Here is a 12522-nt window from a genome sequence, read left to right as displayed (position 1 = left end):
GCCAGAACCGAACAGCCGTATCTGGCTACCAGAAGGATTACACCGCGAGACCCGCGCTAGTCAATAATGGAATTCGAGTCCACACGCCGCCGATTCATGGAACTCGCCGGAGTAAGCGCGACAGTGTCGCTCGCTGGCTGTAACGCCCTTCAGGGAGGCGACAGCGACGGAGCGAACACGGGCACAGGGTCACAAAGCCAGAGTGCGGGCACGGAGCCTGCGACGGTGACGGTCGGGGTGGAACCAGACCAGACACAGTTGCGGGAACGACAGCAGGAGATCCAGTCCGAAATTCAGGCGGGGAATCTCACACAAAGCGAGGCACAGGCGGAATACCGCACCGCACAGGAGAACCTTGCCGAAGACGCAATCAACTCGTTCGAAGAGCGTGCGACATCTGACCTCGGCCTCACTATCGACGATTCCATTTCCCAGGCGGGTGCGCTGTTGGTTACTGGTCCGCCGGCTAGTCTCATCGACACCCTCTCAGTTGACAGTGTCACTGGGCTCTTCCCGCAAGCAACGTTCGAACAGATCCGGTCGCAGGTTCGAACTGAAACGCCGGGCGCGACGGAGTAACGCACACTCCGGACCGTCTCGTTGTTTGTGCCGAGAGGTGCAGTTTTGTTCCGGACTGTCACCGTGAGGACCGGCCGCTAGTTTCCAGAACTACGGTGACAGTTGTTTCGCCACGTTCGGTTGTTGTCGTCACATCGAAGCCAACTGCGAGAACGTGTGTACGGCCCACGCGGTCCTGTGCGACGACGCCGCGGTCGGCGGTGCAGTCCCCGAACTGGCGGTCCGGCCCCGACGGACAATTCGCGTCTTTCCACTGCTGTGTCGCAGTACCGTTGTAGGTTATGTTATAGTGGATGCCGTCCTCGATGCGGGACGTCTGGAGTCGGTCAAGCCGAGGTCCTAGTCCAGTGCGAAGGGCCGTCACTGCCGAATCGTTCACGGCCCAGGCGTACTGACTCGGGATAGATGCGCTCTCGGTTGCGACGGCTCGCTCAAGGACCCGAAGCGCGTCAACAGACGGGTCATCATCGTAGTCTGCTGTCGCGCGAACGTCGTCATGATACCCCAGTTGCAGGGACGCAAAGAGAATCGGGACAAGTGCGACAGCCACGACTGTGGCCGCAACGAGGACTAGCTGTCCGCGCCGGGTCATGCGTACCACACGATAATTTGGACACTCCCGTGGCCCGTCGGCACAGTTGCGGTCCCGGTGCTGACACCCTGTGGCGTCGGCGTACCGACCGCGCCGTGCGGTGTTTCGACCCGAAAGAGGACATTGTCAGGCAGGATGCGGGCGACCCGGTTCGAAAGCGCGTCCCGTTCGCGGTCGAACGCCGTCGGACTCGACACGATCTCCTGCAGCCGCGTCGCTCCGCTGTGTCGCGGCGGGTCGTTAGCGAGGAGTGCTGCCGTATCCGAGGCGTACGCATCAAGTTGCGGCCCCTGCCGGTCCGGCGCTGGTGTCCCCAACGCAAACCCGAGCGCGACGCCGAGAATCAGCACTGTCCCGAGGGCAACTTCCACGAGCGACAGCGGCAGTTGTGCCCTAGGCATCGACGGTCACCACAAGCGTTTCTTTCGTCGACCGCGGGGCATCGTAGCCGATGGTTACGTTCCCGGGTTCGAGTCGGCCGGCGCGCTGGAAGCGCAGTTCCGTCGTCTCGTAGGGCACCAGCGGGACCTCGTAGCTGCCATGCAGCCCGCTTCTGTTATGGAGGACGACCCGGTCATTAGCGCGGACCGTCCAGACTGTCGTGCCGGCCGGCGGGTCGATAGTTACGGTGGCCTGTGCGCTCCGGCGAGGGAGCGTTACCGCGTCGGTCGTCGTCAGGTCGGGGGTGAGTGTTCGTCGTTCCCGAGCCTCGACTACGACGAGACGGCTGATCCGCGTGCCGCCCTGCACTGTGCCGCTGCGTGCAATCTCCTCGTCAGCCAGTTCGACGCTGACCGCATACTCACTGGCTGGCGGTGCGCCCCGCTCCAGCGCCGCCCGGTCGAAGTTGTCCACCTGGGATTGATTGAGCACGTTGCTCCGGGCGGCTAGCGGTCCGTCCGCCGCAACGAGTTGGTCGGCAGTCGCGGCGGCGACCCGTCGTTCGTCAGGAGTTCTGTCCGCACCAGCAATCGCCGTGTCGGCAATCGCAATCCCCAGACTAGTGACAACGGTCAACAGCACGAGCGCGATGCCGAGCGCCGCGAGCGATGTCTGGGCACGCGGACTGTTGGCAGGGACGCAACACCGTTCGGTCATCGCTCTGCCTCCAGCGTCACTGTCACGCTCCCCCGTGTTCCAGAGACAGCGACCACGGTCGGACTACCGCTCTGCCATTCACCTTCGAGGGTATCGACTCTGTCGGGCAACAGCGGCTGTGTTCGGCCGCCGATTTCGGGGTCAGGATGGTCGAGGACGAGAGCATCTCCGTCAGTCCGGACGCTGTATCCTGCACCGTCAATGGTGGCCGGCAGCGACACCCGAACAGTTGTAGAGACGGCCCGAGCATCCGGCGGGACAGCCTGCTCGACGCGAGCCGTCGCTTCGGCAAGTGTTCGGTCGCCGAGTTCTGTCCCGACGGCGGATTGGTACGCCGGGACAGTGCCACCGTACAGCGTGGTCGTCACTAATCCGAGGTACAGCAGCACTATCCCCATGCTCAGCAGTTTCTCGACGACCGTGCTGAGCGCGCGGTTATCCATGTCCCACCTCTGTCCGCATATCGTGGCGGACCAGATACAGCGTCCGCCGGCCGGGGAAGGTCGCCACGACGCTCTGGACGCCGTCGCCGTCAATATCCCTGACTCGCGTGGTTGCACCGACACGCTGGAAGTACTCAGTGAACGGCCGGGGTGTCTCCGTCTCGATAGCCACGCTGTAGTTGTCGGTCGGGAGCCGTTCGCGCTCGTGGCTGACGTTCTGTCGGATGCCTGCAGACACACCGCCGGTTCCGGACACTGTGCCGCCGCTGGCGTTGACCAGCGGTGCGCCGACGATGACCGCTGTGTCGTCCCGCGTCGCCGTCACCGGCGGGTCAGTTTCGAGCCACGCGTTCCCCGCTGTCCCGCGCACAACGCTGCCAGCGAGAAACCGAACGGGGGTATCCCCGGACTCGTACACCATCGCATCGACAGGGACCGTTCGCCGGACCCCGGAGTCGTTGAGAACGCGCAGTTCCCGCTCCGCTGTGGTCAGCCGCCCTTCAGTAAACCGAACGCGGGCCGTCTGGTGGTCCGTCTGCTCTACTGGCCGGAACGCCGTCTCGAACGTGTCGGCAACGCGGGCCTCGTCGGCAGTCGTCGTGTGTCCGTCGACGACACTCCCGACGACAGCCGTTAGCCCACCGAGCGCGACGACGGTCAGCCCCAGCAACAGCACCACGCCGACGACGTGTGACTGGGCGCTGGTGTCGGGATTCAAATCAGACCAGCCCCCGCGAAGACGACGTAAGCGACGAGTACCAGCCCCGAGGAGTGCAACAGCGCTTCGTACACACCGCGACTCGCCGTGCCGGCGAACCAGCCACAGGCCAGCATCGTCGCCTGCGTGACGACGTAGAACCGGTGTTGCTCCCGGGCCGGCTTGATCGCAGTCGGGTCGAAGGCGATGTTCGCGCCGCCCGAGACGGCGGATAGTTGCGCGAAGCTATCAAGGACGTATATGTTGACAGCGACGGTGATGCCGATGACGAGCAGCGCCGTCGTCCAACCGACGGCAACGTAGACGAGCAGGGCTGAGCGGATTGATTTGCGCAGATGGTAGAGTTGTCCTATCTCTGTCTGGAGCGTTTCGAACACGTCCTCCGCATCACTCCCCGTATCCAGCGCACCGACGACCAGCCCGATGGTCTGTTCAGCCATCGGCGTGCCGACGCGGTCGACGAACTGGTCCAGTGCCGCGGCACGGCGGTCGGCCGCGGCGTCACCGGGGCTATCACCGAGCGAGAGCGTGAACGCGAGTGACTGAACATCGCTAGCGAGCGCACCGAGTTCCACATCGTCTGCGACACGTCGGACCGCTTCGGGAAACGGGCGGCCCAGCGCAACGTGGCCGGCCACCGCGTGAACGAAGTCCTGAATCTCCCGGTCCTTCGCGTCGTCTGCTCTGGCCCGGCGGACCGTTACCACACCGACGGGGACGCCGACGGTGGCATACGAGAGGAGCGCGACGTTGACCGGCCGGTAGCCCAGTGACCAGAGGCCTGCCGCGACGACCGCACCCAGCGGCGCGCAGGCGAGAAGCGCGCTCGCAGGGTTCGATGGAATCGTCGCGAGTATCGCGACGGGGCTGTCCGGCAGGCTGTAGCTCGGGGCGGCCGTGTTCCGCGGGCGGAGCGTAGCAACGACGAAGGCTGCCAGCAGGCCGGCAGCCATCACGAACGCCGCACTCCCGTAGACGACGATGGCACGGACGGTCGTCTCGCCCAGCGGCGTCGCGACCGGGTCGGAGAGGCCGGGCGCAAGAATGCCCATCACGGTGACGATGAGTACCACGAGCGCGGGCAACACCAGCAACACGACGAACAGTTCCGCGAGCAATTCGAGATAGCCGGTCGCCCGTTCGTGCTGTCGGCTCTGCTCGTGTGACAGCAAGCGCCCCTCCATCTCCAGATATCTTTCCAGGGCCTCGGCGCTCTGGTTCGCGTGTTCCCGGAACTTCAGCAGAAACGGCGCAAGCAGGTCCCGCGAAGGCGTCTCGCTGGCGACCCGCTCGATACCGGTGTCGAGACTGCCAGTAAGAATACCTTGATTGAGCGCGCGCCGGAAGGCGACTGCCGTCTCGCCGTAGGCGTCCTGTTCGGCAACGGCGCGTAGCATCTCACGCCGGTCGTGCGTTCCGGAGGCGAGGACTCTGAGGTATCTGACTGCGCCGGGAAGCGTGGCTGCGATGTCCGCGCGCCGCGCGCTGGCGACCCACGAGAGATACCGATTTCCGGCGACGAACACGCCCCGTTTGAGCGTGAGTCCAGCGCCGGTTCCAAGCACAGTGGCCACGAGAAGGCGAGGGACCGCTGGGAGCGCCAGCCGATTGATAACCGGGAGGCTCTGCTGGAGCACCGCGATGAACGAGTCGAACGTCTCCGGCGGCACGAGCATCGCTGCCGTGGCGGTTCCGACAACGCCCACAACGAGTGCCAGCCACGAGAGCCCGTACACCCTGGCAACGTAGACGCCGAAGCCGGCACTTGGATAGGCGGCCCGGTAGCGGTCACGCGTGCTTGCATGGCTGTCATCCTCGGCGTGGTGGGCGAACAGGGCGTACAGACCCCGGTCGAGCAAGCCGAGCGTCCCGCCGCCCTCAGTCGTCACCCGTACCGACCTCCAGTTGTGGACTGTCGGGGGTGCCGGCCTGTCGCCGCAGCCGCTCGACGGTCGCTGCCTCGTTGGTCTCCAGGTCGGCCAGAACGCCGAACAGGTCGTCGAAGTCGGTCAGTCCTTCCTGAACGAGGTACTGTACGTAGCGGTGGCGACGGTGGAACGCGTCCTCGACAGCCGACACCGGCTCGTCACGGAGATCCGAGAGTCGGTCGAAAATACCGGTGTCGACCTGCCGCCGGTCGTCGCCGAACTGCGGGTGGTCGTAGGCGAGTTCGAAGTTCCCGTCGGGCCGTCGCCAGCAGACGGAGTTCCAGTGGATAGTCGTCCCGTCTTTGTGTATCGTCCCGCTTCGGTCGTTGCCGCTCTCGACGACGGACGGGTCGTTGACGAACTCGACCACTTCGCCGACATAGCGCTCCCCATCAACGTGCCGGGGGAACACGACGAGGTCGATCTCTTCGAGTAGGTAGGTCGGCAGGCCCTTTTCGATAACGCGGTTGACCAGCGACTCAATGTCGCCGGCGTGGGTCGTCCCGATAACGCCGTGGCCGGTGTTGAGCGTTTCAGCGAAGGTTTCGAACGACGCGGCGGTGTTGATCTCTGCGATGACCTCGATATCTGGGTTCAGATAATTGCACTGTGTCATCAGATCGGCCATCGTCACGCGGCGGTGATCCCGCTCGTGGTCCCGAGTAGTGAGCGAGACACCTGTCTCGTGCGGGATTCGGACCTCACGCGACCCTTCGTCGATACTGATGGGACGGTCCCGATATGGGATAAAGGGCATATGCGCGTTCATCAGGGTCGTTTTGCCGGCTCCGGTGGGTCCCGAAAAGAGGACGACGCCGTGAGATTCATACAGGAGCCACAGCAGCGCGACGAGTTCCGTCGGCAGCGAATCACGCTGGACTAGGTCGACCGGTGTCATCGCATCACCCGACTGTTTCCGGATAGAGATGTGGGGACCGCCTTCGCTGATAGTCGGGAGGGCAACGGCACAGCGGATGGTGTCGTCGGCGTCGTGGAGGCCATCGCCGTCGGGGTCGATGTTGACCTTCGCGCTCGGGTTCGAGGCGTTGAGTTCAACGCCATCGTCGGCGGCCAACTGCGTGACGACGTTGACGAACGCGGCCTCCGAATCGAAGGCGAGGTTGGTTGGGACGCGGCCGTCGTGGCCGAGGTCAGCGCGCGGGAGAACCTTCACGCGTTCGTCGACCCGGTTCGCCTCGATGTCCTCTAGCGTGTGGTCCCGGATTGGGACAGTGAGCTTCCCGTAGCCGACCAGGTCCCGAAGTACGTAGTACAACAGGTCATCGAGGCGGTCGTCGGCGAACCGATGGTCGACCGGTGGCACAGCCAGATCGAGTTCGGCCAGCGCCGACCGTAGCCGGTAGCGGGCGGCGTCGACCCACTCGGTCGTGTTGCGGACAGTTAGCTGCCGAGCCAGTAGCGAGCGGGCGCGCTCCCGGACGAAATCGACGCGGTCCTGAACGACGCCGTCGACGCCGGTCTCCCAGACGCGCTCTTTGCACACTTCGATAAGTTGTTCGTCGCCGGGGAGCAGGTCAGGCTCTCGAACCGCGTACTTCGTCGTGAACGGGTCAGCACCAAGGAGATGCTCGCGGTAGACGACGACGGGAATCTCGAACCCCTGGAACCGGACGGTGTGGCGCTCGACACGCTCGCTCGCGAACCGGTTAAGATACGCCGGGTCCGGTCCGAGGTCAGTCTCCGCCGGAGCATAATCGTCAGTGTGGACGACGACGCCATCGTCAGTCACGTCGGCGACGTCGATGCGGGAATCCAGCGCGTATGGGGTCAGGTCGTCGAAACACGCCAGCGACGAGAGCGCATGGTACTCGACTCGACGACGGCTCGCTGGCGACGCATCGACCAACCGATCGATGACCCGGCGGTGTTTCGCGTCGAACCCCCCGTTCATTCGCTCTACGGCCCCCTCACGCGTCCGTGGCCGCTCGATGTTCGCGCCTGCGAAGTGTGACTCGACGGTCGACAGTGCGTCGGTTTCTGACGCTGAAAGCACCGGATCACGGACGTCGTACCGGAACCCGCTCCGTCCACGTCGAACAGTCACGACGACGCCCGGATACACCTCGTCTTGCTCGCGAACGTCCGGCGCGTACCAAGCGTCGGCGGCATCCGGTGGCGTCGGTGTGGGGACCACCGGTGCAGTCTCCGTGTCAGCCTGTGCGGTCATACGCGCTTTTAAACTACCCATTATACTTAAAGTTGTAGACTTGATTTTGCGTAATTTAGTCAAAATATAAGAGCCAGAGGAATAGGATATGGATTGTCGGTGTAGATCAAGGAGAGTTCTTTGCTAACATATTACAGTAGCAATATAGTCGACCGCCAAATAGTGTCGAAAAGTCACAAAGATAGAGTGGTAAACGCGGATGCGTCCGCTTGTCGTCTACCTAAATTTGGACTTTCGAGATATGCACCAGAATCATCATAATTGTGCCCGCAAATCAGTCATCTGGATGAAAGAAATGCAGCCAGCGACAAGCACTGCTAGTCCAGAATCGACACCCACCACGCGCCGACAGCTCCTCAAAGGAGCACTTGGTGCAGGGGTGACCGCGGCGGCGGTTCCGAGCCTGAGCGGCGTCGCAGCAGCCCATTTCCCGATTGAGATCGCGATCGACATCCAGCCCGAGAACGCGGAGAACTTCATCGACCTGTCGGAACACGAAACCGTCACCGTCGCAGTCAAGCAGTCGGAGTTCGTCACCAACGACGGAAACAGCGAGACGTTCGACCCCACTGAGCGGGCCGTTCGCTATCGGTTCGGCTCGCGTCTCGCACTGGAAGACGGCGAGGGCGCTCGACCCGTCGACGACGGTGAGATCAGGGAGCCGGACGACGATGCTGCGGACGGCCAGTCGTCACTCGTGCTCACGTTCCCAGTCGATGAGATGGGGTTCGACGGTGGCGAGGAGACAGCATGGCTGTACTGGGAGCGAGACGAATCCGGGGACCACGGCTATGCCGGCTTCGATTCCGTGCGGGTGTATCGTGGACATCCAAGGGGTAACGGCCTGATCGAACAGCTACAGCGATTGCTGGGAGGTGAGACAGCGTCCAGCGCTGACTGAGCGTCTTCGAACTCGGAGCGGTGCTATCAGCGCGTGTCGTAATCGCTATGCTGGCGACTTTATACGTCGAGTCCGATGGGACGCTATGGCCATCGTTGCTGAAATCCTCCTCGCGGACGAGACCCTTCCGCTGGTTGGCGTGGCGGATTCGATTCCGAGCGGTGAGCTTTCGATTTCGAACGCTGTCGGCCTCGAAGACGGAAAACTGCTGCTTACAGTTAGTGTCAACGCTGACTCCCGCGGCGCGTTCGAGCGCGAACTGGGCGCACAGCCACAGATCACTGATGCGGCGGAGATCGGGCAGACAGCCGATGGCTGGTTCCACAAGATTGTTGTCGACAACGCACCGGATCTCATCGCGTCACACGACCCGGAAGAGTTCGAGGGCGTTGCGATGGACGCGACGGTCACCAGCGACGGAATACGGGAGCAGAAGGTGTTCTCCGACTACGAGGCGTTCAGTGCGCTACGGGACCGGTGTGCGGTCAACGACATCCCGCTCGAACTGCTGAACATCGCTTCAGACCCCGAAAATCCTGGCGAGCGCGATCAGTTTGGACTCACGGACAGGCAGTATCGGGCGATGTCCGTCGCCCTCTCTGCGGGGTACTACGACTCCCCGCGTCGGTGTTCGACGGCGGAACTCGCCGACAAGCTCGATGTGTCGGCCGCCGCGGCGTCCGATCTCCTGCGCCGAGCTGAAAAACAGCTCATCAGTTCGACGGTCGGCCCCGACCAGTTCCGGAACGCACTCGCACAATGACGTCCTTCTCGGCGTGAACGCCGGGGTAGCCATTCTCCTGTTCGACTTTGGCTCCCCGTCGGTATATAAATGGGCTTATCAGTAAGCAAAGCACGCTCGTGGCTGTCGCAGCTACTGAACGACGATGGCAGATAAATCTGAGACAGACGACGACCAGAGCACACAGCGACTAGCAGGCGACGTTGCGATTGTCACCGGCGCGTCATCGGGAATCGGTGAGGCAACTGCCGAGGCGCTCGCTGACGCGGGCGCAAGTGTCGCGCTCGCGGCCCGGCGCGCTGACGAACTGGAGGCCCTTGCGGACCGAATCGAGTCGGCCGGCGGGGATGCACTGGTTGTACCGACCGACGTTACCGACGAGGACGACATCGACTCGCTGGTCGATGCAACGACCGACGAGTACGGTCGCATCGACATTCTTGTCAACAACGCCGGCGTGATGCTTCTCGAACCGCTGGAACGGGCAGACCGCTCGAACCTCCGCCAGATGGTCGAGGTGAACCTGCTCGGGCTGATGAACCTCACCCACGCGGTACTCCCGGTCATGCAAGAGCAGGAGAGCGGCCACGTCGTCAACGTCTCTTCTGTCGCGGGACGCCGCGCATCGGCCGATTCGAGCGGTTACAACGCGACGAAATTCGGGGTGAACGCGTTCACTGAGGCCGTTCGGCAGGAAGTAACGTCAGAGGGCATCCGGACGACAGTTATCGAACCGGGCGCTGTCGATACGGAACTCGCAACACACGTGCCGGACGAGCAGGTGCTGGAGCGGTTCGCGGAGATGGACCTCCCGATGCTCCACCCCGACGACATCGCTCGCGGCATCGTGTACGCAACGAGCCAGCCCGCCCGTGTGGACGTGAACGAACTCCTGATCAGACCGACCGGCCAGGATATCTGAAACGGGCGCTGTTCTTGTCGGCCACGACGTAGCGATTGTCGGGTCGAAACGCCGTCCCTGCTGTTTTTACTGGGCGCACGGCCGACGTACTGACCGCTGAGACCGGCTGTTAGTTGCTCGAAACAGTAGCACTGTTAGCCGTGTGCGTCGCCATCGCTTGAGAGGGGGACTGTCACTGAAACGGGTCGCACAGTTGCCGAAACCCCCGGTATCGGAGGACCCTTACGTCAGCTACCCTAACCGTACACATGGCAATTGAGACGGATGTCCTCGTCGTCGGTGGTGGCGCGACCGGCGCTGGCGTCGCTCGTGACCTGGCACTCCGTGGTATCGACGTGACACTCGTCGAGCGTGACGGCCTGACAAGTGGCACCTCCGGGCGCTCGCACGGGCTGTTGCACAGCGGTGCCCGCTACGCCGAGGCAGACCGGGTCGGTGCCGAGGAGTGTATCACCGAAAACCGGATACTCAAGGACATCGCCGGGGCCTGCATCCGCGACACCGGGGGGTTGTTCGTCCAGCTCGCCGAGGACGACCCCGATTATTTCGAGACCAAGCGGGCGGCCTGTGAGGAGATCGGCATCCCGGTAGAGACACTTGACGCCGACGCGGCCCGCGAGCGAGTCCCTGACCTCGCATCGGATGTCAAGCGCGCGTTCGAGGTTCCCGACGCCGTCATCTATCCGTCGCGGCTCGTCGCCGCGAACGCCGCAGACGCCCGCGACCACGGCGCAACGATACACCCACACGCGCCCGTCGAGGACGTACTCGTTGAGGACGGGCACGTGGCCGGCGTGCAGGTCGGCGGGACGGTCGAGGACACCATCGAAGCCGACTACGTCGTCAACGCGACCGGTGCCTGGGCGGGCGAGTTCGCCGCGATGGCCGACCTCGACGTCGAGATGCAACCCACGCGGGGTGTGATGGTCTCGGTCGAGTACGACGACCTCGGGCCGGTGCTCAACCGCTGTCGGGACCCCGACGACGGCGATATCGTCGTGCCACACGAAAGCGAGGCCGTCCTCGGAACGACAAGCGTGCCCGTCCGTGACCCGGACGAGTACGAGACCGAACAGTGGGAAGTCGAAGAGAGCATCGAAGAATGTGCGGCGATGCTACCCTCAGTCGTGGACGCCCCCGAGGTCCGGACCTGGTGGGGCGTCCGGCCGCTGTACGCGCCCGACGAGGCCGAGCGCGGCCGCGGCATCTCGCGGGGCTTCTTCTTGCTCGACCACGCCGATGACGGCGTCGACAACATGGCGAGCATCGTCGGCGGCAAACTGACCACTTACCGGCAGATGGCCGAGGCGACGGCGGACCTCGTCTGTGACGACCTCGGCGTCGACGCCGCTTGCCGGACTGCAGACCAGACGCTCCCGAGCGTCGACGACCCGGCGCAGTTGGACGCGCTCGTGGCCGAGTTCGACGGGCAGGGCCCGACTGACGAAGACGTGGTCGGGTCAGCGTAACCACGCCCATCGTTGCCCTGATTCAAACCGGGAGAGAGGACTATCGGCTGACTGTACCGTTATAAGGGTGGCAGCCGCACATGCTCTCATGATAAACGAGACCGTTCGGCAGATCGAGGAAATGGAGACACAGAGTTCCTCGATTGCCGCCGTGAAAGCCGCCAAAGCGCTCCGCGAACTGACAGACCGCGAGTGCCACACGGTCGAGGATTTCTGCCGCGTTGTCGAGCGCAACAGCAGCGCACTCCAGCGGGCGAACCGCTCGCACGCGCCGCTCTACACTACACAGCAACGTATCGTCACAGACCTGAAAGACGCTGACCTCGACTCTGTCTCGGCGGCCAAGGAGCGACTGCTTGAGACGATCGACGAGGTCGTTACGGAAATCGAGACCAGTAAGGACCGCGCAGCGGAGCGAGCAGCGACGCTCATCGACGACGGCGATGTGCTGGTAACACACGAGAACTCCTCGACAGTGATGGCGACGCTCATGGCGGCACTGGACGACGGCAAGGAGTTCCACCTGTACGCGAGCGAGTCCCGGCCGCATTTCCTTGGCCGTCGAACCGCCCGCCAGTTGGCCGACCGGGACGGGGCCGACGTGACGCTCATCGTCGACGGCGCAGTTGGCCACTATCTCTCGGAGGCCGACCGCGTCTTCGTCGGTATGAACTGCCTCATCGACGACGTGGTGTACAACCGTATCGGAACGCTCCCGCTGGCCGCGACGGCTAACGAGATGGATGTTCCCGTGACCGTCGTCGGAACCTCCTCAAAGTTCATCGGAAGCGGCTTCACCTTCAGGAACACGTTCCGGCAAGGTTCTGACGTGATGCTCGAACCGCCAGAGGGGTTCGATATCGGGAACCCGGGCTACGACGCGACGCCGACCCGCCTGCTCGATACGGTCGTCACGGAGGACGGTATCCTGCAGTTCTGAGG

General features: G+C 63.6%; 13 protein-coding genes. 6 read left to right on the top strand and 7 right to left on the bottom strand.

Annotated features, from left to right (window positions below; genetic code table 11):
* Nucleotides 1-66 precede the first annotated feature (66 nt).
* Nucleotides 67-579: a hypothetical protein gene (locus BDK61_RS05680; protein ID WP_121302558.1), complete on the top strand. Its 513-nt coding sequence runs from the start codon at nucleotides 67-69 to the stop codon at nucleotides 577-579.
* Between the two features lie 58 nt (nucleotides 580-637).
* On the opposite strand, the gene BDK61_RS05675 is transcribed toward BDK61_RS05680, so the two are convergent.
* The 7 genes from BDK61_RS05675 to BDK61_RS05645 are packed head-to-tail and all read right to left on the bottom strand — an operon-like array spanning nucleotide 638 to nucleotide 7546.
* Nucleotides 638-1171: a DUF7261 family protein gene (locus BDK61_RS05675; RefSeq protein WP_121302556.1), complete on the bottom strand. Its 534-nt coding sequence runs from the start codon at nucleotides 1169-1171 to the stop codon at nucleotides 638-640.
* Entirely contained in the window at nucleotides 1168-1572 is a 405-nt protein-coding gene (locus BDK61_RS05670; RefSeq protein WP_007188737.1) for a DUF7262 family protein, read from the bottom strand. The genes BDK61_RS05675 and BDK61_RS05670 overlap by 4 nt, the downstream gene beginning before the upstream one ends.
* Nucleotides 1565-2269, bottom strand: a complete 705-nt coding sequence (locus tag BDK61_RS05665) for a DUF7263 family protein (protein ID WP_004958143.1) — start codon at nucleotides 2267-2269, stop codon at nucleotides 1565-1567. The genes BDK61_RS05670 and BDK61_RS05665 overlap by 8 nt, the downstream gene beginning before the upstream one ends.
* A complete protein-coding gene (locus tag BDK61_RS05660; RefSeq protein ID WP_007188735.1) occupies nucleotides 2266-2712 on the bottom strand; it encodes a DUF7266 family protein in 447 nt (148 codons plus the stop codon). The genes BDK61_RS05665 and BDK61_RS05660 overlap by 4 nt, the downstream gene beginning before the upstream one ends.
* Entirely contained in the window at nucleotides 2705-3430 is a 726-nt protein-coding gene (locus BDK61_RS05655) for a DUF7289 family protein (protein ID WP_121302554.1), read from the bottom strand. The genes BDK61_RS05660 and BDK61_RS05655 overlap by 8 nt, the downstream gene beginning before the upstream one ends.
* Nucleotides 3427-5319: a type II secretion system F family protein gene (locus tag BDK61_RS05650; RefSeq protein WP_121302552.1), complete on the bottom strand. Its 1893-nt coding sequence runs from the start codon at nucleotides 5317-5319 to the stop codon at nucleotides 3427-3429. The genes BDK61_RS05655 and BDK61_RS05650 overlap by 4 nt, the downstream gene beginning before the upstream one ends.
* Nucleotides 5309-7546, bottom strand: coding sequence for a type II/IV secretion system ATPase subunit (locus BDK61_RS05645; protein WP_049938946.1), 2238 nt, complete (start codon nucleotides 7544-7546; stop codon nucleotides 5309-5311). The genes BDK61_RS05650 and BDK61_RS05645 overlap by 11 nt, the downstream gene beginning before the upstream one ends.
* A 379-nt stretch (nucleotides 7547-7925) precedes the next feature.
* Between BDK61_RS05645 and BDK61_RS05640 the strand changes: the two genes are divergently transcribed.
* The 5 genes from BDK61_RS05640 to BDK61_RS05620 all read left to right on the top strand — a co-directional run bounded on the left by BDK61_RS05640 (nucleotide 7926) and on the right by BDK61_RS05620 (nucleotide 12520).
* Complete coding sequence (locus BDK61_RS05640) at nucleotides 7926-8447, top strand: hypothetical protein (RefSeq protein WP_121302550.1); 522 nt, start codon at nucleotides 7926-7928, stop codon at nucleotides 8445-8447.
* Nucleotides 8448-8532: 85 nt separating this feature from the next.
* Nucleotides 8533-9210 (top strand): helix-turn-helix domain-containing protein, encoded by a 678-nt coding sequence (locus tag BDK61_RS05635; RefSeq protein WP_121302548.1) that lies wholly within the window; start codon nucleotides 8533-8535, stop codon nucleotides 9208-9210.
* A gap of 124 nt (nucleotides 9211-9334) precedes the next feature.
* Nucleotides 9335-10111, top strand: a complete 777-nt coding sequence (locus tag BDK61_RS05630; protein WP_004958183.1) for an SDR family oxidoreductase — start codon at nucleotides 9335-9337, stop codon at nucleotides 10109-10111.
* Nucleotides 10112-10359: 248 nt separating this feature from the next.
* A complete protein-coding gene (locus BDK61_RS05625; RefSeq protein WP_121302546.1) occupies nucleotides 10360-11580 on the top strand; it encodes an FAD-dependent oxidoreductase in 1221 nt (406 codons plus the stop codon).
* An 88-nt stretch (nucleotides 11581-11668) separates the two neighbouring features.
* Nucleotides 11669-12520 carry a translation initiation factor eIF-2B gene (locus BDK61_RS05620; RefSeq protein ID WP_004958188.1) on the top strand — a complete coding sequence of 284 codons (852 nt, stop codon included), beginning with the start codon at nucleotides 11669-11671 and terminating at the stop codon, nucleotides 12518-12520.
* The last annotated feature ends 2 nt before the right edge of the window (nucleotides 12521-12522 follow it).

Origin of the sequence: Haloarcula quadrata, assembly GCF_003634715.1 — an archaeon.
GTDB lineage: Archaea > Halobacteriota > Halobacteria > Halobacteriales > Haloarculaceae > Haloarcula > Haloarcula marismortui.
Note: the sequence above shows the minus strand (reverse complement) of the source record. Positions and strands in the feature narration are given on the sequence as shown.

Bases quoted from the DNA above. Each gene is read 5' to 3' on its own strand.
- BDK61_RS05680 (WP_121302558.1), top strand. From the start codon at position 67: ATGGAATTCGAGTCCACACGCCGCCGATTCATGGAACTCGCCGGAGTA.
- BDK61_RS05675 (WP_121302556.1), bottom strand. From the start codon at position 1,171: ATGACCCGGCGCGGACAGCTAGTCCTCGTTGCGGCCACAGTCGTGGCT.
- BDK61_RS05670 (WP_007188737.1), bottom strand. From the start codon at position 1,572: ATGCCTAGGGCACAACTGCCGCTGTCGCTCGTGGAAGTTGCCCTCGGG.
- BDK61_RS05665 (WP_004958143.1), bottom strand. From the start codon at position 2,269: ATGACCGAACGGTGTTGCGTCCCTGCCAACAGTCCGCGTGCCCAGACA.
- BDK61_RS05660 (WP_007188735.1), bottom strand. From the start codon at position 2,712: ATGGATAACCGCGCGCTCAGCACGGTCGTCGAGAAACTGCTGAGCATG.
- BDK61_RS05645 (WP_049938946.1), bottom strand. From the start codon at position 7,546: ATGACCGCACAGGCTGACACGGAGACTGCACCGGTGGTCCCCACACCG.
- BDK61_RS05635 (WP_121302548.1), top strand. From the start codon at position 8,533: ATGGCCATCGTTGCTGAAATCCTCCTCGCGGACGAGACCCTTCCGCTG.
- BDK61_RS05630 (WP_004958183.1), top strand. From the start codon at position 9,335: ATGGCAGATAAATCTGAGACAGACGACGACCAGAGCACACAGCGACTA.
- BDK61_RS05625 (WP_121302546.1), top strand. From the start codon at position 10,360: ATGGCAATTGAGACGGATGTCCTCGTCGTCGGTGGTGGCGCGACCGGC.
- BDK61_RS05620 (WP_004958188.1), top strand. From the start codon at position 11,669: ATGATAAACGAGACCGTTCGGCAGATCGAGGAAATGGAGACACAGAGT.